Consider the following 20,278-nt stretch of genomic DNA (forward strand, 5'->3'; position numbering starts at 1 on the left):
AGCGGGCGACCGAAAACCCCGTCCCTGACTATTTTTTTCCCGTAGGAAAACTTACCTCGCCCAAGCACGGTCTACAGTGCCGCAAATTGAGTGATTTATCTCCAGAGGTTCTAAGCAGATGGCAGCAGTACTCGTCGGTCAGTTCCATGCAAGAGACGCGCAAGGCCGCATTTATTCGGTGCACGAGTTTCAGGACTCCACCCCGGCGGCAGAAGGTTCAGGGCCTGTCACCACCTACAAACTGGCCATTGGCGACCGCGTCAACAAGGTCGACGACAATGAATTCATGCTGGTGCAAACCGGCGTGACCATTACCCGCGAACCGCAAATCGCCAGCGCTTCATAACCCGTCGTTATGAGCAGAAGTCATATGCACGGACTTGGGGTAGGATTCAGCCACTGACTCCTCCACCTGCTGAACATGGACTTCACGCATGCGCTTACGCCATATCGAAGTGATCCAGGCACTCTTGCAGACCGGTCACCTGGGCACCGCCGCCGAATGGCTGCAGTTGCCGGTGGCCGAAGTCGAGCGCTTGCTGCGCGACGCCGAGGATCAGTTGGGTTTCATGCTGTTCGCCAGCGTACGCGGACGATTGCAGGCCACCCGCGAAGCGCGGGAACTGCAGGTGGAAATTGCCCGGGTCTACGATGCGCTCGAACCGGTGCAGCGCTTGGCCAACAGCCTCAGGCAATACCTGGCGCCGCCGCTGCGCATCATCTGCACCCCTCCCCTGGCCAACCAATTGTTGCCACACAGTATCGCGGCCCTGCGCCGACGCCTGCCCGATGCGCCTTGCACGCTGCTGAGCCAGCCCACCCGCGACATCGTCAGAAGCCTGCTGCTGCGTGAAAGCGATCTGGGCCTGAGCCTGCATGACCCCGATCACGCCGACCTCGACTGCCATGTGATCGCCCAGGGCAAACTTCAGTTGCTCGCCCCCCATGGCTGGCTGCAACCGAAACAGAAATACATTTCACTGCAGGATCTGGCCGGCCAATCGATGATCGGCCTGGAGGGGCAGGACCCGTTGAGCCCGGCGCTGGAAAACAAACTGCACGGTTTGCGCCCTGCCCCGGTGATTCAGACCCGGGTCCAGACGCATCAGATGATGCGCAGCATGGTCGAGGCCGGCGAAGGCCTGGCCATCGTCGACCCCTTCACCGCCCTCGGCGCCAAAGCCTCGGGGCTGGACACCTGCCCGCTGGCGCCAGCGGTCCCGATCAGCCTCTACGCCCTGACCCTGAAAAACGCCGAACCCTCACCGGCGGTTCAGACACTGTTAACCATCGTCACGGAACAAGCCGCGGCGATGCTGACGAACTGAACGGATTTTCCAGCGGGTTTTCGAACAATCGATACCAGAACAGCGCCACTTCGGCGGTGTTCGGATCGATGCCGCGATAGCGCAGGTGGTCGATCCCACCAATCACGTAACCGCAGCGTTCGTAGAGCCTGCAGGCCCCCAGGTTGTTGTTCTGGGTTTCGAGCATGATGCCTGGCAGCTTTTTCTTGCGGCTCCAGAACTGCGCCACATCCAGCAGGGCCTTGGCCACGCCATGCCGCCGGGCCGGTGCGTGCACCGCCAGCTCGTCGATATGGGCAAAGCCGTTCCAGTTGGTGCTGACCACCAGGTGCCCCACGGGCTGGTCATCCAGATAAGCCATGAAAATCGCGCTGTCGGCGGAATCGCGAAAGCTGCTGAATTCCTCGGGATCGATGCCGTAGCACTTGCGATAAGGCGTGATCGGGGTGACAGGCCACTGTGCCACCGGCGCTCCTATTTGTGCCGCACCGTAGGCCGCGACTTCAAAACTGAAATCACTGCCCCAGATATAGGCGGCAAAACCCTCGTCGGCAACCCGTACCGACAACCCTGGATAATTCGGATTTATAACCGGCTGCATACTGGGAAATGTCCTCATTCCTTGATGCAATCGACGGTGTAGCACCGTCCACTGCCCTGATCTTCATGTTGCAATCCGTGCACATCAGCAACGAACCCCGGAAAACTGCTATCGAACGCGCGGGCAAACGCCAGGTAATCGATGATCGAGCGGGTCGACTCGGTAAAGCGCTCACCCGGCATGATCAGCGGAATGCCGGGTGGGTACGGCACCAGCATCACCGCAGCGATCCGCCCGTCCAGCGCATCGATCGACACGGCTTCGACTTCACCCCGCACCAATTGATCATAGGCGTCCGCCGGCTTCATCGCGACTTCCGGCAGAACGGTGTACATGCGCTTGAGGTGCCTGGCGGTGGCATTGCTGCGATAACAGGCATGCAACTGATCGCACAGATCACGCAACCCCATGCCCTGATAGCGTGCGACATTCTCTTGCGCCACACAGGGCAGGCAACTGGCCAGACTGACGTTGGCGTCGTAGCTGCGCTTGAACTCCAGCAGTTCGGTGAGCAGCGTGCTCCACTTGCCCTTGGTGATACCCATGGAGAACAACACCAGGAACGAGTACAGCCCAGTCTTCTCGACCACCAGGCCGCGCTCCCACAGGAACTTGCTGACCACCGCCGCCGGAATCCCGCGCTCGCTGAGGGCGCCACCGGCGGTCAATCCCGGCATCACCAGCGTGACCTTGATCGGGTCGAGCAGCACATAGTCGTCGGTCACGCCGCCAAAGCCGTGCCAGTCGGCATCGGGTTGCAGCAACCAGTCCTCGGTGACGACCCGCTCGATGCCTTCCGCCGACGGCGGTTGCCAGATCGAGAACCACCAGTCATCGGCGGCAATGTGCTGGCGCAAATTGGCCAGCGCACGGCGAAAACTCAGGGCTTCGTCGAACATTTCCTGCAGCAGCGAACGCCCGGCCGGCCCTTCCATCATCGCCGAAGCCACATCCAGCGAGGCGATGATGCCATACTGCGGCGAGGTCGAGATGTGCATCATGAATGCTTCGTTGAAGCGATCCCGATCCAGTTGCCGCGCACCGCCATCGCGCACATGAATCATCGATGCCTGACTGAAGGCCGCCAGCAACTTGTGGGTCGAATGGGTGGTGAACACCAACGGGCTGTCTTCATCACGGGAGGTGCCCATGCCGTAGCGCCCGGCAAAAAACTCATGAAACGCTGCATAGGCGTACCAGGCCTCGTCGAAGTGCAACACCTCAACGCTATTGCCCAACTGCTGTCTGATCAGTTCGGCGTTGTAGCAGAGGCCGTCATAGGTTGAATTGGTCACCACGGCAAGCTTGACCTTCGGTGAACGCCCCTTGGTCAGCGGACTGGCGTCGATCTTGGCCTGGATCGATTCTCGACTGAACTCACTCAGGGGAATCGGGCCGATGATCCCCAGTTCATTACGCTCCGGACACAAGTACAGAGGGATGGCGCCAGTCATGATGATCGAATGCAGCACCGACTTGTGGCAATTGCGGTCCACCAGCACCAGGTCATCGCGGGCGACCACCGAGTGCCAGACAATCTTGTTGGCCGTGGACGTGCCATTGATCACGAAAAAGGTGTGATCGGCGCCGAAATTGCGTGCTGCACGGGCCTCGGCTTCAGCCAGGGGGCCGGTATGATCGAGCAAGGAGCCGAGCTCCGGCACCGACACTGAAAGATCCGAGCGCAGGGTGTTTTCCCCGAAAAACTGGTGAAACGCCTGCCCGACCGGGCTCTTGTGGTACGCCACGCCACCGCCGTGACCGGGGGTGTGCCAAGAGTAGTTGGAATCCGCCGTGTGCTGCACCAACGCCTTGAAAAACGGCGGCAGCAGGCCATCGAGGTACTTGCGCGCGGCGCGGGCCACCTGCCGGGCGAGAAAGGGCACGGTGTCCTCAAACAGATAAAGAATGCCGCGCAACTGATTGAGCTCGGCCATGGCGTCGGCGGGTGCGTTTTCCAGGGTCACTTTTTCGCCCAGGGCGAAGATCGGCAGATCCGGTGCACGCACCCGCGCCAGACCGATCAGTTCGGCCATGTTTTGCAACAAATGAGAATGGGTGCTGGCGTCTTCAGAGGCAATCAACATGCAGGACAGGCCGTGGTAAGTCGACGCCACCAGTCGTCCTTCGGTGTAGTCCACCGCCGAAACGACGCTGAACCCTTCCTGCTCCAGCTCCCGGGCAATCCCCCGCACGCGGTCACCGGCAACGCTGTCGGCCTTGATGTCGCGATGAACGATCAGGACCGGGAATTTCAAGTCTTTGTACATGAGGCTCAGCGTCCTGAGGCGGCAGACCAGAGCCTGCCAATCACCTCAGGTTAGAGTGTTGCAGCGGATGTGGCGAGCGGGATGCACCAACTTGTGGCGACGAGGGAGTTTCCCTGTGGCGAGTATCTGCCAAATAGGGTGTTATGCCTGCGCTTCAGCCTCGGCCAACTGCACCCACAACGCCGGGGCACCAGCGGATTTGCCGATGATTTCCAGGCGCGCCGCGTGGCGGGCCAGGTCGTCTTCACTGGCGCGGATGATGCGCGTCGGCTGACGGTCCGCCGGCAAACGGCGAATCTCGGTGGCCGAATTGTCCGCCCCTTCACCCGAGCCATTGCCATCGGAGGCGTTGCCGGCCAGGGACAGACTGGTCTGCCCCCCGGTCATGGTCAGGTAGACGTCGGCAAGAATCTCGGAGTCGAGCAAGGCGCCGTGCAGTTCACGACCGGAGTTGTCGACGCCATAGCGTTTGCACAGGGCGTCGAGGCTGTTGCGCTGCCCCGGGTGACGTTCCCGGGCCATCATCAGGGTGTCGAGGATCGAGCAGTGCTGCGTGATGTCCGCGCGGTCCTGTTGGCCCATCAGGGCGAATTCGTTGTTGATGAAGCCAACGTCGAACGCCGCGTTATGGATGATCAGCTGCGCGCCCTTGATGAACTCGAAGAACTCTTCGGCCACCTCGGCAAAACGCGGCTTGCCCACGAGGAATTCGTTGGTGATGCCGTGGACGCCGATCGCGCCCTCGTCACTTTCGCGATCGGGTTGCAGGTACACATGGAAGTGCCGGCCCGTCAGGCGTCGGCCGATCAACTCGACACAACCGATTTCGATAATCCGGTGGCCGTCGGTCACCGGCATGCCGGTGGTTTCGGTGTCGAGTACAACGGATCTGGTGGCCATCAGTGCTCAGCTCTCAATCGGTCAATCGTGCAAAAGCGGCGATGTTAACACGCTCGCCGGGGTCTTTCAGGTACACCGAGTCGCCGCCTTCGCGAGTAAGCCCGCTCCCACATTGAATCGGCGTCAGCTCACAACTTTGTGGACGACACGAATCCAGTGTGGGAGCGGGCTTGCTCGCGAAGGCCACGGCGCGGTGCATCGGCAGTACCCGAATCAGCCCTGCTTGTACCCACGCACTTCATCCACACCACGGTTGGCCAACTGGTCGGCCCGTTCGTTGCCGTGATGGCCAATGTGTCCGCGCACCCATTTCCAGGTGACCTTGTGACGGTTGACCTGCTCGTCGAGCAACTTCCACAGGTCAGCGTTTTTCACCGGCTCCTTCGCCGCGGTTTTCCAGCCGCGCTTCTTCCAGTTGTCCATCCACTCGTTGATGCCTTTCATCACGTACTGCGAGTCGGTCACCAACAACACCTCGCAGGGACGCTTGAGCTCCTCCAGGCCACGGATCGCGCCCATCAGCTCCATGCGGTTGTTGGTGGTATTGGCTTCGCCGCCCCAGAGTTCCTTCTCGACGCCCTTGCACACCAGCAGTGCGCCCCAGCCGCCGGGACCAGGGTTGCCTTTGCAGGCGCCGTCGGTGAACAGTTCTACGCTATCGCTCATGCCAATCTATCCAGAAAATGCGCTGGCCCGCCGATCGCTGATCGACGACGCCCGAAGCCGGGACATGCCCGGCCACAAATGAAAAGTGTGTATTACGGTTCGATGTTGCGCCGGTTGACCTTGGCCATCGGCAACGGGATCAGCTTGCCCATCGGTTCGCGCCGCTCCTGGCGGACCGGTCGCAAGCCCACCACGATCTTGCGCGCCACCAATAAATAGAAGCCGCCGCCCGACAGTTGCCAGTCACCGGCCTTGCGCTCCCAACCGGCCAGGCGGGTCTGCCACGCCGGTGACGCAAGCGGCGGACGATAGCACCCGAAGCGGCGTTTCTCCAGCGCGAAACCCAGCAGGTTCAGCCAGTCGGCAACCCGTGACGGCGAAATGCAGCGCGCCTTGCGCAGCGCATCCTGGGCAAACACATGCCGCAGGCCCCAACTGCTCCAGGGGTTGATGCCAATGATCAGCAAATGCCCGCCGGGACGTACGCTGCTTGCCGCCTCGCGAAGCAGACCGTGGGGCGACAGGCAGAAATCCAGGCCATGCTGCAGCACCACCACATCGGCAGCATGCTCGCTCAGCGGCCAGGCCTGCTCCTCACAAACGATCTCGACCCCCGGCAACGGCGCACCAAGGCGTACATTGCGCTGTACCTGAGGGGCAGACGGCGGAGTCTGGGCCGAGGGACCGTAATGCACCAGATAGCCACCAAAGAACCGCCCGAGCTCGTCTTCGAGCATGCGCCGCTCTTCGTCCAGCAGAAATTGCCCGAGGGGACCGGCCAGCCACTCGCGGGCGGCGCTGATCAACGCCAGCCAGTCAGGATCGGCTTGTGCGAACGCTTTATCAGTCATTGCATTCTCCAACGCGCCAGGAAGTTCTAAGATGCGCCAATGTTTTCCGCTTGGCGAATCCGACGATGATACAGATCACTGCCCTGCCCGCCTTCACCGACAACTACATCTGGTTGTTACAAGACCACGGCAGCAAGCGCTGCGCGGTCGTCGACCCGGGTGATGCCGGCCCCGTACAAGCCTGGCTTGCGGCCAATCCGGGCTGGGTACTGAGTGATATTTTGATCACTCATCACCATCATGACCACGTCGGCGGCGTCGAACAGCTGAAAAAAGCGACGGACGCGAAAGTCTATGGTCCGGCCAGCGAAACGATCCCGGCGCGGGACGTTGCGCTCAAGGACAACGACAAGGTCTGCGTGCTCGGCTGGGACTTCGACGTCCTCGCAGTCCCTGGCCACACCCTGGGGCACATCGCCTATTACCATCACGGCTTGCTGTTCTGCGGCGACACACTGTTTGCCGCCGGCTGCGGACGCTTGTTCGAAGGCACGCCACAGCAAATGTACAGTTCGCTGACACGCCTGGCCGGGTTGCCGGAAGACACTCTGGTGTACTGCACCCATGAATACACCCTCGGCAACCTGAAGTTTGCCGCGGCCGTCGAACCGAACAACCCGCACACCGCCGAGCGCCTGGCCAAAGTCACCCGCCAACGGGAATCCGGGATCATGACGCTGCCGTCGACACTGGCGCTGGAAAAGCTCACAAACCCGTTTTTGCGCTCCGGTGAAACATCCGTTAAAGAAAAAGCGGACGAACGGACCGGCACCGATAACTCGGCGCCCGATATGGTTTTTGCGGCGCTTCGAGCGTGGAAAGACAGGTTCTAAAGAGGCCTATCAAGATTGCAACAATTCTGAAAGGTTGACCGCGCAGGGTGCGCTTCCTAGAATCGCCCGACATTTTTGCCCGGAACTTACTTCCAGCCAATGTCGTCACCTATTCGCAAAGCCATCAGTTCAGACGCATTGACCCGCTTGGCTCAAGCCATTGCGGTGGCTGTGTCCGCCACCCTGGCGGGCTGTTCCAGCCATGCGCCGCAGACCGATGCGGCGCACACGCAGAACATCGCCGCGCGCGCCAAGCAGAAGCCGATCTGGCTCAGCGAAAAACCCAGTCCGCAAATTCCCCAGGACGTCTGGGAGCGCATGCGCCAGGGCTTCCAGCTGCAAGACGGGCTGGGCGTCAACCCGCGCATCGAGCAACAGCGCCTGTGGTTCGCCAGCAATCCATCTTTCCTCGAAAACGCCGGCGAGCGTGGCAGCCTCTACATTCACTACATCGTCGAACGCCTTGAAGAACGCAACATGCCGCTGGAACTGGCCCTGCTGCCAGTGATCGAAAGCGCCTACAACCCGATGGCCTATTCCCGGGCCAACGCGGTGGGTCTTTGGCAGTTCATCCCGTCCACCGGGCGTTACTTCAACCTGCGTCAAACCCGCTTCTATGATGGCCGTCGCGACATCACCGCGTCGACCACCGCCGCCCTGGATTACCTGACCCGCCTGCACGACATGTTCAACGGCGACTGGATGCTGGCCCTGGCGGCCTACAACGCCGGCGAAGGCACCGTCAGCCGGGCCATTGAGCGCAACGAACGCCTCGGCCTGCCGACCGACTACTGGAACCTGCCGCTGCCCTCTGAAACCCAGGCCTATGTGCCAAAGTTGCTGGCACTGTCACAGGTGGTGATGGCGCCGGAAGCCTACGGCGTGAACCTCAATCCGATCGCCAACGAGCCCTACTTCCAGGTCGTCGAAATCAACCAGCGCATGGACCTGTCCAAGGTTGCTGAAGTTGCCAACATCGACGAAGACGAACTGTTCCAGCTCAACCCGGCCTTCAAGCAGCGCACCACCCTCGATGGCCCGCAACATCTGCTGGTGCCGACCTCCAAGGCGCAATTGCTGACCAGCAGCCTGCAGACCATGCGTCCTGAAGAACTGATCAGCAAGAAATCGCTCAAGCCGGTCTTCGAAGGTGCCGACGACAGCCAGGTCGCCAGCGTCAAGCGTTCCTATCGGGTCAAGCGGGGTGACAACCTCGGTTCCATCGCCAAGGCCAACAACGTTGACGTGAAGGACCTGCAACGCTGGAACAAACTGAGCGGCAAGAACCTCAAGCCGGGCCAGACCCTGGTCATGCAGGACAACAGCAAACGCAACTCCGGGCGCGTCAACACCGTGATTGCAGCCAATACCAAAAAGCAGCAGGCCAAGTACAAGGTCCAGCAAGGCGACTCGCTGTACATCGTGGCCAAGCGCTTCAACGTAGAGATGCAGCACCTCAAGCGCTGGAATCCGCGTGTCGGCCAGGCGCTCAAGCCTGGTCAGATGTTGACGGTGGCCAATCCGCACTAACTGTAGGAGCGAGCCTGCTCGCGAGAAACCCAAGGGCACCGAGTTGATTCAGGTGCCCCGCGTCATCATTGACCACCATCGCGAGCAAGCTCGCTCCTACAGGAATGCGATCGCCCGGATCCCCCGTCTTTTTCCTGTCCATACAAGCTGTTACTGTACGGTCCACAAAGCCCAAGCCGCCTGGATCGGATCCCCTATTTGAAGCGTCCCCTGCCCCTGCTCCTGATCAGCCTGGCCTTAAGCTCCACCGCAAGCGCGACGATCAGCGAAAGCCATGGTTATGCGCAGTTCGGCACGCTCAAGTACCCGGCCCGATTTACCCACTTCGACTGGGTCAACCCGCAAGCGCCCAAGAGCGGTACTTTGCGGGTGATGGCGTTTGGCACCTTCGACACGCTCAATCCCTACACCTTCAAGGGCACCAGCCCGGTCACCACGCCGAGTTTCCTGCAATACGGCATCAACGAGCTCAACGAACCGCTGATGGTCGGCACGGGGCAGTACGCACCTTCGGGTGACGAGCCCGCGTCCAGCTACGGCCTGATTGCCCAGTCGGTGGAGTACAACGAGAACCGCAGCTGGGTGGTGTTCAACCTGCGTCCCGAAGCACGCTTCCATGACGGCACGCCGATCACCGCCTACGACGTCGCGTTCTCCTATCGCGTGTTGCTCAAGGAAGGCCATCCGCTGTACCGCACCAGTCTTCAGGAAGTGTCGCGGGTCGACATCCTCAACCCGCAGCGCATCCGTTTCGTGTTCAAGCGAGCCGGCAATCCGCTGCTGATCCTGCGCCTGGGTGAAATGCCGGTGCTGGCGCAGCACTACTGGAAAGGCCGCGACTTCAAGGCCACCACTTTCGAGCCGCCGCTGGGCAGCGGGCCGTATCGCATCACCTCGGTCACGCCAGGACGACAGATCGTCTTCGAACGGGTCAAGGATTACTGGGGCAAAGACCTGCCGGTCAATCGCGGCAAGTACAACTTCGACCGCATGGAAGTCGAGTTCTACCGCGACAGCGTCGTGGCGTTCGAGGCGTTCAAGGCCGGTGAGTTCGACATCTATATCGAGCACCAGGCGAAGAACTGGGACACCGGCTACAACTTCCCCGCCGTACGCCGCGGCGAGGTGATCAAGGCGCAGATTCCCCATCAGATCCCGACCCAGACCCAGGGCCTGTTCATGAACAGCCGCCGTCCGGCTTTCTCGGACACCAAGGTCCGTGAAGCGCTGGGGCTGATGTTCAACTTTGAATGGACCAACCGCTCGCTGTTCGGCGGCGCCTACCAACGCGCCATGAGCTATTACCCCAACAGCGAGTTTTCGGCCAGCGGTTTGCCGGTCGGACATGAATGGCTGCTGCTCAAGCCCTATCGCGAGCAACTGCCGGCCAGGCTCTTTACCGAGCCGTTCAGCCTGCCGCAGACCGATGGCCGTGGCATTCCCCGGGAGACCCTGCGCAAAGCCCTCGGCCTGCTCGCCGAAGCCGGCTGGAAGCTCAATGGCCAGCGCCTGCAAAACACCGCCGGGCAGCCGCTGCGCCTGGAACTGCTGCTGGTCAACCCGAACCTGGAACGCATCCTCCAACCTTACGTCGAGAACCTGGCCAGCATCGGCATCGACGCGCGGCTGCGCACGGTCGATCGCGCGCAATACAAGCAGCGCCTCGACCAGTTCGATTTCGACATGATTCTGATGACCCTCAACCAGACACTCAGCCCGGGCCTGGAACAATGGCAGTACTTTCACTCCAGCCAGGCCGGGGTCAAGGGCAGCAAGAACTACGCCGGCATTGCCAACCCGGTGGTCGACCATTTGCTCGAACAGTTGCTGGCCGCCCGGACCCGCGATGAACAGGTCGCCGCCGGCAAGGCCCTCGACCGCGTGCTGCTGTGGCAGCACTACATCGTTCCCAACTGGTACCTCAATTATCACCGCCTGGGGTACCGCAACCGGCTCGCCTTCGTCACCACGCCGCCCTACACCCTGGGCCTGAACGCGTGGTGGCTGAAATCTTCGGAGAAAGATCAATGAAACCCATCCGTGCCCTGCTCCTGCAGGCCAGCGGTGTGCTGTTCGCCGGGCTGGCCTGCGCCGCCCCGCAACATGCCGTGACCCTGTATAACGAACCGCCGAAATACCCGGCCGATTTCAAACACTTCGACTACGTCAACCCGGACGCGCCCAAGGGCGGGATTTTCCGCCAGGCCGGTTTCGGCGGCTTCGACAGCCTTAACCCCTTCATCAGCAAAGGCGTGCCGGCGGACGATATCGGCATGATCTACGACACCCTGGCCAAGCAAGGCCTGGACGAGCCGTTCACCGAGTACGGCTTGATCGCCCGCCTGATCGAGAAAGCCCCGGACAACGCCTGGGTGCGCTTCTACCTGCGCCCGGAGGCACGCTTCCATGACGGCCATCCGATTCGCGCCGAGGACGTGGTGTTCAGCTTTCAGATGCTGACCAAGGACGGCGCGCCGATGTACCGCGGCTACTACAGCGATGTGGCCGAAGTGATCGCCGAAGACCCGCTCACCGTACTGTTCAAGTTCAAGCACACCAACAACCGCGAACTGCCGCTGATCCTCGGCCAGTTGCCGGTACTGCCAAAGCACTGGTGGGCCGACCGTGACTTCAACAAGGGCAACCTGGAAATGCCGCTGGGCAGTGGCCCGTACAAGGTCAGCGAAGTGAAGGCCGGACGCTCGGTGCGATACGAGCGGGTCAAGGACTACTGGGGCAAGGACCTGCCGGTCAATCGCGGTTTCTACAACTTCGACGTGATGACCACCGACTACTACCGCGACAACACCGTGGCCCTGGAAGCGCTCAAGGCCGGGCAGTTCGACTACTGGCTGGAAATGACCGCGAAGAACTGGGCCAACGCCTACAACATTGCGGCGGTCACCGAAGGTCGACTGGTCAAGGAACAGATTCCCAACGGCAATCCCACCGGCATGCAAGGGTTCGTATTCAATATGCGCCGCCCGGTGTTCCAGGATGTGCGGGTGCGCCAGGCCTTGTCGCTGTTGCTGGATTTCGAATGGACCAACAAGCAATTGTTCAACGGTGCCTACGCGCGTACCCGCAGTTACTTCGAGAACTCGGAAATGGCCGCCACCGGCCTGCCTGACACCGATCAGGTGGCGATCCTCGAACCGTTCCGTAGCAAGCTGGCGCCGCAGGTGTTCAACGAAGCCTTCCAGAACCCGACCACCGACGGCAGCGGCATGATCCGCGCCCAGCAACGGCAAGCCTATCAATTGCTGCAGGAGGCCGGCTGGCGCATCGTCGATGACAAGATGGTCGATGCCACCGGCAAGCCGGTGGTCATCGAGTTCCTGTTGGCCCAGACCGAATTCGAACGGGTGCTGCTGCCGTTCAAACGCAACCTGAGCGACCTGGGCATCGACCTGGTGATCCGCCGGGTCGACGTCTCGCAGTACATCAACCGCGTGCGTTCCCGGGACTTCGACATGATCGTCGGCAGTTTCCCGCAGTCCAACTCGCCGGGTAACGAACAACGGGAATTCTGGATGTCGGATGCCGCCGACAAGCCCGGCAGCCGCAACTCCATGGGCCTGAAAGATCCGGTGGTCGATCAGCTGGTCGAGCAACTGATCAACGCCGATTCGCGCAACAGCCTGGTGGCCCACGCCCGCGCGCTGGACCGAGTACTGCAATGGGGCTATTACGTAATACCCAACTGGCACATCAAGACCTGGCGCGTGGCGTACTGGAACCACATCGGCCATCCCAAGGTCTCGCCTAAATACGATATCGGCACGGCCACCTGGTGGGTCAAGCCGGACATCAAGCCGGCAATAGAAGTCGAAACCACACTGCAGGCCGATCCTGCGGGCACGGAGTAATCAGATGCTGGCGTACATTTTTCGGCGACTGTTGCTGATCATTCCGACCCTGTTCGGCATTCTGCTGATCAACTTCGTGATCATCCAGGCGGCCCCCGGTGGACCGGTGGAGCAGATGATCGCCAAGCTCGAAGGCTTCGAGGGCGCCACCAGCCGCATCGCCGGCGGTGGTGCCGAAGTCTCGGTGGCAGGCTCGGCCTATCGCGGCGCCCAGGGCCTGGACCCGGCGCTGATCAAGGAAATCGAGCACATGTACGGCTTCGACAAATCGGCGCCGGAACGCTTGTGGATCATGGTCAAGAACTATGCATCCCTGGATTTCGGCGACAGCTTCTTCCGCGACGCCAAGGTCATCGACCTGATCAAGGAAAAGATGCCGGTGTCGATCTCCCTCGGGCTGTGGAGCACGCTGATCATGTACCTGGTGTCGATCCCGCTGGGGATCGCCAAGGCCAAGCGGCACGGCAGCCACTTCGACGTCTGGACCAGTTCGGCGATCATTGTCGGCTACGCGATCCCGGCGTTCCTGTTCGCCATCCTGTTGATCGTGGTGTTCGCCGGCGGCAGTTACCTGGACTGGTTCCCCTTGCGCGGGCTGACCTCGAACAACTTCGATGAACTGAGCATGGGCGGCAAGATCCTCGACTACTTCTGGCACCTGGCGCTGCCGGTGACCGCGCTGGTCATCGGCAACTTCGCAACCATGACCCTGCTGACCAAAAACAGCTTCCTCGACGAGATCAACAAGCAATACGTGATCACCGCCAGGGCCAAGGGCCTGACCAACCACCGCGTGCTGTACGGCCACGTGTTCCGCAACGCCATGCTGCTGGTGATCGCCGGGTTTCCTTCGGCCTTCATCGGCATCTTCTTCACCGGTTCGTTGCTGGTGGAGGTGATCTTCTCCCTCGACGGCCTCGGCCTGATGAGTTTCGAGGCGGCGATCAACCGCGATTACCCGGTGGTGTTCGGCACGCTGTTCATCTTCACCCTGCTCGGGCTGGTGGTGAAACTGATCGGCGACCTCACCTACACCTTTGTCGATCCGCGCATCGACTTCGAAAGCCGGGAGCATTGAGATGAACCTGTCCCCTCTCAATCGCCGCCGCTTCGAACTGTTCAAGGCCAACAAGCGTGGCTGGTGGTCGCTGTGGCTGTTCCTGGTCCTGTTCGGCGCAAGCCTGGGTGCCGAGTTGATCGCCAACGACAAGCCGCTGGTGGTGCACTACGACAACAACTGGTACTTCCCGGCGCTCAAACGCTACCCGGAAACCACCTTCGGCGGCGAATTTCCGCTGGAAGCCAACTACAAGAGCCCGTACATCCGCGAACTGCTCAAGGCCAAGGACGCCTGGGTGCTGTGGGCGCCGATTCCCTACAGCTACCAGAGCATCAACTACGACCTGAAAGTCCCGGCCCCGGCCCCGCCCTCGACGGACAACCTGCTGGGCACCGACGATCAAGGCCGCGACGTGCTGGCCCGGGTGATCTACGGTTTCCGCATTTCCGTGCTGTTCGCCCTGACCCTGACCGTGCTCAGCTCGATCATCGGCGTGATCGCCGGGGCCTTGCAGGGTTTCTACGGCGGCTGGGTGGATCTGGCCGGGCAGCGGTTCCTGGAAATCTGGTCCGGATTGCCGGTGCTGTACCTGCTGATCATCCTTGCCAGTTTCGTGCAGCCCAACTTCTGGTGGTTGCTGGGGATCATGCTGCTGTTCTCATGGATGAGCCTGGTCGACGTGGTGCGCGCCGAGTTCCTGCGCGGGCGCAACCTGGAATACGTGCGCGCCGCCCGCGCCCTGGGCATGCAGAACGGCGCGATCATGTTCCGTCACATCCTGCCCAACGCGATGGTTTCGACCATGACCTTCATGCCGTTCATCCTCACCGGCGCCATCGGTACGCTGACCGCCCTGGACTTCCTCGGCTTCGGCTTGCCGGCGGGCAGCCCGTCCCTGGGTGAACTGGTGGCCCAGGGCAAATCCAACCTGCAGGCGCCGTGGCTGGGCATCAGCGCCTTCGCCGTGCTGGCCTTGATGTTGAGTCTGCTGGTGTTCATCGGCGAGTCCGCTCGCGATGCCTTCGACCCGAGGAAGTGAAATGAATCAGCACAATCTGATCGAAGTGCGCGACCTGTCCGTCAATTTTGTCGTCGGCAATCGCTGCCAGCGAGCGGTCGAAGGCGTCAGCTTCGACATCAAGCGCGGTGAAACCCTGGCGTTGGTCGGCGAGAGCGGTTCCGGCAAATCGGTCACCGCACACTCGATCCTGCGCCTGCTGCCCTACCCGCTCGCCCGGCATCCGTCCGGCACCATCTTGTATTCCGGGCAGAACCTGCTGGAGCTGAAAGAAAAAACCATCCGCCACATTCGCGGCAACCGGATTGCGATGATCTTCCAGGAGCCGATGACCTCGCTCAATCCCCTGCACTCGATCGAGAAACAGATCAATGAAGTGCTGGGCATCCACAAGGGCCTGACCGGCAAGGTCGCGACCAAACGCACCCTGGAGCTGCTGGAGATGGTCGGCATCCCCGAGCCGCACAAGCGACTCAAGGCCCTGCCCCACGAATTGTCCGGCGGCCAGCGTCAGCGGGTGATGATCGCCATGGCCCTGGCCAACGAGCCGGAACTGCTGATCGCCGACGAGCCGACCACCGCGCTGGACGTGACCGTTCAGCTGAAAATCCTCGAATTGCTCAAGGAATTGCAGGCCCGATTGGGCATGGCCCTGCTGCTGATCAGCCATGATTTGAACCTTGTGCGAAGAATTGCGCACCGCGTATGTGTCATGCAGCAAGGTTGCATCGTCGAACAGGCATCGTGCGAAGAACTGTTCCGCGCGCCGCAGCATCCGTACACTCGGGAACTGCTGGCAGCGGAGCCCGGCGGCAAGCCTGCAAGCAACGTGATCGGCCCGCCGTTACTGGCGGTCGAGGACCTCAAAGTCTGGTTTCCGATCAAGAAAGGCCTGCTCAAGCGCACGGTGGATTACGTCAAGGCGGTCGACGGCATCAATTTCAGCCTGCCCCAGGGCCAGACCCTGGGGATAGTGGGAGAAAGCGGTTCCGGCAAATCGACCCTGGGCCTGGCGATTCTGCGGTTGATCGCCAGCAAGGGCGCCATCCGCTTTGAAGGCCAGCAGCTAGACTGCCTGACGCAGCAACAGGTCAGGCCGCTGCGACGGGAGATGCAAGTGGTGTTTCAGGACCCGTTCGGCAGCCTGAGCCCGCGGATGTGCGTGAGCCAGATCGTTGGCGAAGGCCTGCGGATCCACAAGATGGGCACCGAGGCGGAACAGGAACAAGCGATCATTGCGGCACTCAAGGAGGTAGGTCTGGATCCGGAAACCCGGCACCGCTACCCCCACGAATTTTCCGGCGGGCAACGGCAGAGAATCGCCATTGCCCGGGCATTGGTGTTAAAACCGGCGTTGATTTTGCTGGACGAGCCGACTTCGGCCCTCGACCGCACGGTACAACGCCAGGTAGTGGAGCTTTTGCGTTCACTGCAAACCAAGTACAACCTGACGTATCTGTTTATCAGCCATGACCTGGCTGTGGTGAAAGCGCTGAGCCACCAGTTGATGGTGGTCAAGCATGGCCAAGTGGTCGAACAGGGAGACGCGCAGAGCATTTTTGCCGCCCCCCAACATCCGTATACACAGCAGTTGCTGGAAGCCGCTTTTTTGGCCCCGGCTACTGCGCAATAACCTGAAAGAGGAGCAACACATGGGTTTTCTCGCCGGTAAGCGCGTACTGATCGTCGGTGTCGCCAGCAAGCTGTCCATCGCATCCGGCATCGCTGCCGCCATGCATCGCGAGGGCGCTGAGCTTGCCTTCACTTATCAGAACGACAAACTCAAGGGTCGTGTCGAAGAGTTCGCACAAGGCTGGGGTTCGAGCCCTGAGCTGTGCTTCCCGTGCGACGTGGCCAGCGATGAAGAAATCGCCAAGGTCTTCGAAGAGCTGAGCAAGAAGTGGGACGGCCTGGACTGCATCGTGCACTCCGTCGGCTTCGCCCCGGGCGACCAACTGGACGGCGACTTCACCGAAGCCACCACCCGCGAAGGTTTCCGCATCTCCCACGACATCAGCGCCTACAGCTTCGTGGCCCTGGCCAAGGCTGGCCGCGAAATGATGAAAGGCCGCAACGGCAGCCTGCTGACCCTGTCGTACCTGGGCGCCGAGCGCACCATGCCGAACTACAACGTCATGGGCATGGCCAAGGCTTCCCTGGAAGCTGGCGTACGCTACCTGGCCGGCTCCCTGGGCCCGGACGGTACTCGCGTCAACTGTGTATCGGCAGGTCCCATCCGCACCCTCGCCGCTTCCGGCATCAAGAACTTCCGCAAGATGCTGGCCGCCAACGAAGCGCAAACCCCGCTGCGCCGCAACGTCACCATCGAAGAAGTCGGCAACGCCGGCGCCTTCCTGTGCTCGGACCTGGCGTCCGGCATCAGCGGTGAAATCATGTACGTGGACGGTGGCTTCAACACCACGGCCATGGGCAGCATCGAAGAGTAATCTTCGCTCAGCCAAAAAACCCGCCGCTTTTGGCGGGTTTTTTATGCCTGCGATTTCCCGGACAAACACAGCCCCCCCCCGTGGGAGCGAGCTTGCTCGCGATTACGGCCTGTCAGTCGACATCAATGGTGAATGTCAGTCCGATATCGCGAGCAAGCTCGCTCCCACAGGGGATCATGTTCAGTCAGCTATCGGCGTCAGGCATTTGGCAAACAACTGCTGAATCGGCTGCATCCGCTGGCTATAGCGCTGCAACAGCACGATCTCCCGATGGAAGGTCAGTTCGCCCAGCGGGACGATCCGCACCCCCGCCCCATGCTCCAGCCACAGCCCCGCCTCCGGCAACAACGAAACCCCCAACCCACACTCGACCATTTTGACAATGGCCTCCAGTTCATCCAGCTCCAGAGCCACGTGCACCTCGATCTGCCGTTCGCGCAGAAACCGCGTCACCAGCCGCCCGCCAAACGAATTGCGGTCGTAGCGCACATGAGGGTGCTCGTCGAGCAGTTGCAGCGGATCATCGCCGTCCAGGTCCGCCGGTACGATCAGCACGAACGGTTCCCGGCGAATGACCTGCGCAGACAATTCCTTGGGCAACTCAAACGGCGGCTTGATCAGGATCGCTAGGTCCACTTCTCCCGTGTCGACCTGACTCAGCAGGTTCAGTGACACACCGGGCACCAGCTTGGGCTCCAGCAAGGGCGCCTGTTGGCGCAAGCGCACCAGCGCCTGGGGCAGCAGCCCGGTCTGAGCGGTCGCCACTGCGCCGATTCTCAGTTCACCACGGTACTCACTGACATCGTCGCTGACGGCCATGCGGCTGAAGGTTTCGAGCATTTCCCTGGCCATCGGCAACGCACGCTGCCCCGCCGCGTTGAGCAGCGCCTGGCGGCCGGTGCGGTCGAACAGACGGATGCCAAGGGCTTGTTCCAGGTTGCGAATCTGCGCGCTGACCGCCGACTGCGTCAGGCCGATGTGCATGCCCGCTGCCGCGAACGTGCCGTAACGCGCCACCGCGATAAAGGTTTTCAGTTCGCGCAGCATGGCGGCCTCGATTGATCGAAATTATTTGAGCTCGATGCAAAAATTATCGTCTTTCAATCAAAAAGCACAGGGCTAAACTCGACACATTCCCACCCACACCGAGGTTCGCCTGATGCAACTGTCCCCTTTTCACCTGGCCATTCCGGTCTACGACTTGCCGGCCGCCCGACATTTCTATGGTTCAGTGTTTGGCCTGGAAGAAGGCCGCTCAAGCGATCAATGGGTGGACTTCAATTTTTTCGGCCATCAACTGGTGATTCACCTGGCACCGAAAAACCCCACGCAAGAAGCCGCGCACACCAATGCCGTGGATGGTCACGATGTGCCGGTGCCGCATTTTGGCGTGGTGCTCGGGATGGCCGAGTGGGAGGCGCTGGCCGAGCGGCTGAAGTCGCTGGAGACACGCTTCGTGATCGAACCGGGGATTCGTTTTCAGGGGCTGGTGGGTGAACAGGCGACGATGTTTCTGTTTGATCCTTGCGGGAATGCGCTGGAGTTCAAGGCGTTCAAGGATATTGGGCAGTTGTTTGCCAAGTAGGCGTTGCCTGTCAGGACGCCATCGCGAGCAAGCTCGCTCCCACAGTGGATTTGTGGCGTCCATAAATCCTGCTCGCGAAGAGGCCCGCTAATACAACACCGCCCTAACGGCTCATCACACGCTCGGCCTCCTCCAGCAGTTCCTCGATTGAGTCATGAACAGCGGGGTTGTATTCGACCTGGGTAACGCTGAACCGAATGTCATAACTGCGATGCGCCGTGGCGTTGCGCTCATCGAGTATCTCATTGAGTCGCACCTTGATCGCCTCAATCTCAACGGCACTGGACCCGGTCAGCAGCGCCACGAACCGGTCGCCGTCGAGTCGGCCGACCACATCGTTTTCACGAAAGCCGATACGCAGGACATCGGCGAACGTCTTGAGCGCATCGTCACCTTTGGCCCGGCCATACAGATAGCAGATGAGCTTGAATTCATCGAGGCTGAAGTACAGCAGTGTCGCCGGCGTCTCCAGTTGTCGGCAGGCGTCCAGCCCGAGTTGGGCCAATGCGGTGAAACCATGGCGATTGGACAGCAGCGTCAGCTCGTCCATGCTCGCCATCTGCACCCCTGCCAGTTCTTGTTCGGCCTGGCGAGCCAGTTCGCGCAACCGTTCACGTTCTTGCTGTGGCGTGAGCAACGGGTTGGCTGATTGGCCCGGTTTACCTGTTTTGCCTGAGATCAACATCGTTCACTCCCTTGGCGGGTATGTACGTTAGAGTCGCCCGTACCCACATTGACTCCCTGTAAGCGTGCCGCTGGTCAGCTACCTGCCACCGGGCACGGTCCTCCCGCATCGGCCCAGCGCTTGAACTGGGCGACGAAAGTATCGTGGGGCACCGGCACAGGCGCGCGATTGCCGCCGGGGTTCCAGCCCCACAGCACCAGCTTGTCGTCGCTGACGTGCTTGATCAGCGCGGCAAAATCCCGATCGCCGTTGCTGGAGCGATCCTTGATCATCGCGCACAGCCGGTCGGCTGGCAGGCCGATCCAGGCCATGCGGTGCGCGGCCGGTGGCAAACTCCAGTGCGGCGCCCCGGGTGGTGCGTGGGGGCCATAACTGGCCGGCGGATTGCTTTGTGCATGGCAGGTTGCACAGGGCAACCCGGCCGAACCCTTGCCGTCCATGCCACGCACGACATTCATGGCGTGGGGCACGCCGGCATCGAATTGCAGCGGCGAATCCCCAGGAATATGGCAGTTCTGGCAACGGGGGCTCTGGAAGACCTTCTGCACGGTGTCGAACGCCTGCAAGGCCTCGCGGTCATCGGCGAACACGTGCGATGCGTAGGCGATGAGACAGACCAGGATCACCGCCCCAAGCAACCAGTGATGTCGTTTCAT

Annotated in this window: 19 protein-coding genes; 11 read left to right on the plus strand and 8 right to left on the minus strand. The window is 61.2% G+C overall.

The features are described 5' to 3' along the window. Positions 1-118 precede the first annotated feature (118 nt). Both J4D25_RS02220 and J4D25_RS02225 read left to right on the plus strand, forming a co-directional pair. Positions 119-346 carry a hypothetical protein gene (locus J4D25_RS02220; protein WP_057715028.1) on the plus strand — a complete coding sequence of 76 codons (228 nt, stop codon included), beginning with the start codon at positions 119-121 and terminating at the stop codon, positions 344-346. 88 nt (positions 347-434) lie between these two features. Continuing rightward, on the plus strand, positions 435-1,328 hold the full coding sequence (locus J4D25_RS02225; RefSeq protein ID WP_057715029.1) for a LysR family transcriptional regulator: 894 nt from the start codon (positions 435-437) through the stop codon (positions 1,326-1,328). Here J4D25_RS02225 and J4D25_RS02230 read toward each other — a convergent pair. The 5 genes from J4D25_RS02230 to J4D25_RS02250 all read right to left on the minus strand — a co-directional run bounded on the left by J4D25_RS02230 (position 1,294) and on the right by J4D25_RS02250 (position 6,595). Further along, entirely contained in the window at positions 1,294-1,908 is a 615-nt protein-coding gene (locus J4D25_RS02230) for a GNAT family N-acetyltransferase (RefSeq protein ID WP_057715030.1), read from the minus strand. The genes J4D25_RS02225 and J4D25_RS02230 overlap by 35 nt on opposite strands. A gap of 14 nt (positions 1,909-1,922) precedes the next feature. Beyond that, positions 1,923-4,178 carry an arginine/lysine/ornithine decarboxylase gene (locus tag J4D25_RS02235; RefSeq protein WP_057715031.1) on the minus strand — a complete coding sequence of 752 codons (2,256 nt, stop codon included), beginning with the start codon at positions 4,176-4,178 and terminating at the stop codon, positions 1,923-1,925. A 141-nt stretch (positions 4,179-4,319) separates the two neighbouring features. Beyond that, positions 4,320-5,078: a DNA polymerase III subunit epsilon gene (gene dnaQ, locus J4D25_RS02240; RefSeq protein WP_046037200.1), complete on the minus strand. Its 759-nt coding sequence runs from the start codon at positions 5,076-5,078 to the stop codon at positions 4,320-4,322. 213 nt (positions 5,079-5,291) lie between these two features. Then, entirely contained in the window at positions 5,292-5,744 is a 453-nt protein-coding gene (rnhA, locus tag J4D25_RS02245; protein WP_007979123.1) for a ribonuclease HI, read from the minus strand. Between the two features lie 92 nt (positions 5,745-5,836). Beyond that, on the minus strand, positions 5,837-6,595 hold the full coding sequence (locus tag J4D25_RS02250) for a class I SAM-dependent methyltransferase (RefSeq protein ID WP_007988453.1): 759 nt from the start codon (positions 6,593-6,595) through the stop codon (positions 5,837-5,839). Positions 6,596-6,660: 65 nt separating this feature from the next. On the opposite strand from J4D25_RS02250, the gene gloB reads away from it, so the two are divergent. The 8 genes from gloB to fabI all read left to right on the plus strand — a co-directional run bounded on the left by gloB (position 6,661) and on the right by fabI (position 17,352). After that, entirely contained in the window at positions 6,661-7,428 is a 768-nt protein-coding gene (gene gloB / locus J4D25_RS02255; RefSeq protein ID WP_057715032.1) for a hydroxyacylglutathione hydrolase, read from the plus strand. 99 nt (positions 7,429-7,527) lie between these two features. After that, positions 7,528-8,958, plus strand: a complete 1,431-nt coding sequence (locus J4D25_RS02260; protein ID WP_057715033.1) for a transglycosylase SLT domain-containing protein — start codon at positions 7,528-7,530, stop codon at positions 8,956-8,958. 210 nt (positions 8,959-9,168) lie between these two features. Then, the gene (locus J4D25_RS02265) at positions 9,169-10,989 is read left to right on the plus strand and encodes an extracellular solute-binding protein (protein ID WP_373423034.1); all 1,821 of its coding nucleotides are present in this window, start codon (positions 9,169-9,171) and stop codon (positions 10,987-10,989) included. After that, complete coding sequence (locus J4D25_RS02270) at positions 10,986-12,827, plus strand: extracellular solute-binding protein (protein ID WP_057715035.1); 1,842 nt, start codon at positions 10,986-10,988, stop codon at positions 12,825-12,827. The genes J4D25_RS02265 and J4D25_RS02270 overlap by 4 nt, the downstream gene beginning before the upstream one ends. 4 nt (positions 12,828-12,831) lie before the next feature. After that, positions 12,832-13,905: a microcin C ABC transporter permease YejB gene (locus tag J4D25_RS02275; protein ID WP_057715036.1), complete on the plus strand. Its 1,074-nt coding sequence runs from the start codon at positions 12,832-12,834 to the stop codon at positions 13,903-13,905. A gap of 1 nt (position 13,906) precedes the next feature. After that, positions 13,907-14,926 (plus strand): ABC transporter permease, encoded by a 1,020-nt coding sequence (locus J4D25_RS02280; RefSeq protein ID WP_057715037.1) that lies wholly within the window; start codon positions 13,907-13,909, stop codon positions 14,924-14,926. A gap of 1 nt (position 14,927) precedes the next feature. Then, positions 14,928-16,538: an ABC transporter ATP-binding protein gene (locus J4D25_RS02285; protein ID WP_057715038.1), complete on the plus strand. Its 1,611-nt coding sequence runs from the start codon at positions 14,928-14,930 to the stop codon at positions 16,536-16,538. A 19-nt stretch (positions 16,539-16,557) separates the two neighbouring features. After that, complete coding sequence (gene fabI / locus J4D25_RS02290; RefSeq protein WP_057715039.1) at positions 16,558-17,352, plus strand: enoyl-ACP reductase FabI; 795 nt, start codon at positions 16,558-16,560, stop codon at positions 17,350-17,352. 180 nt (positions 17,353-17,532) lie between these two features. On the opposite strand, the gene J4D25_RS02295 is transcribed toward fabI, so the two are convergent. Continuing rightward, positions 17,533-18,399, minus strand: a complete 867-nt coding sequence (locus J4D25_RS02295; RefSeq protein ID WP_057715040.1) for a LysR family transcriptional regulator — start codon at positions 18,397-18,399, stop codon at positions 17,533-17,535. Positions 18,400-18,511: 112 nt separating this feature from the next. On the opposite strand from J4D25_RS02295, the gene J4D25_RS02300 reads away from it, so the two are divergent. Continuing rightward, positions 18,512-18,937, plus strand: coding sequence for a VOC family protein (locus J4D25_RS02300; RefSeq protein WP_057715041.1), 426 nt, complete (start codon positions 18,512-18,514; stop codon positions 18,935-18,937). 103 nt (positions 18,938-19,040) lie between these two features. On the opposite strand, the gene J4D25_RS02305 is transcribed toward J4D25_RS02300, so the two are convergent. Next, positions 19,041-19,622 carry a GGDEF domain-containing protein gene (locus J4D25_RS02305; RefSeq protein WP_057715042.1) on the minus strand — a complete coding sequence of 194 codons (582 nt, stop codon included), beginning with the start codon at positions 19,620-19,622 and terminating at the stop codon, positions 19,041-19,043. Positions 19,623-19,696: 74 nt separating this feature from the next. Continuing rightward, positions 19,697-20,278: a hypothetical protein gene (locus J4D25_RS02310; RefSeq protein WP_057715043.1), complete on the minus strand. Its 582-nt coding sequence runs from the start codon at positions 20,276-20,278 to the stop codon at positions 19,697-19,699.

The organism is Pseudomonas sp. GW456-L13 (assembly GCF_017350115.1).
GTDB classification, from domain to species: domain Bacteria; phylum Pseudomonadota; class Gammaproteobacteria; order Pseudomonadales; family Pseudomonadaceae; genus Aquipseudomonas; species Aquipseudomonas jessenii.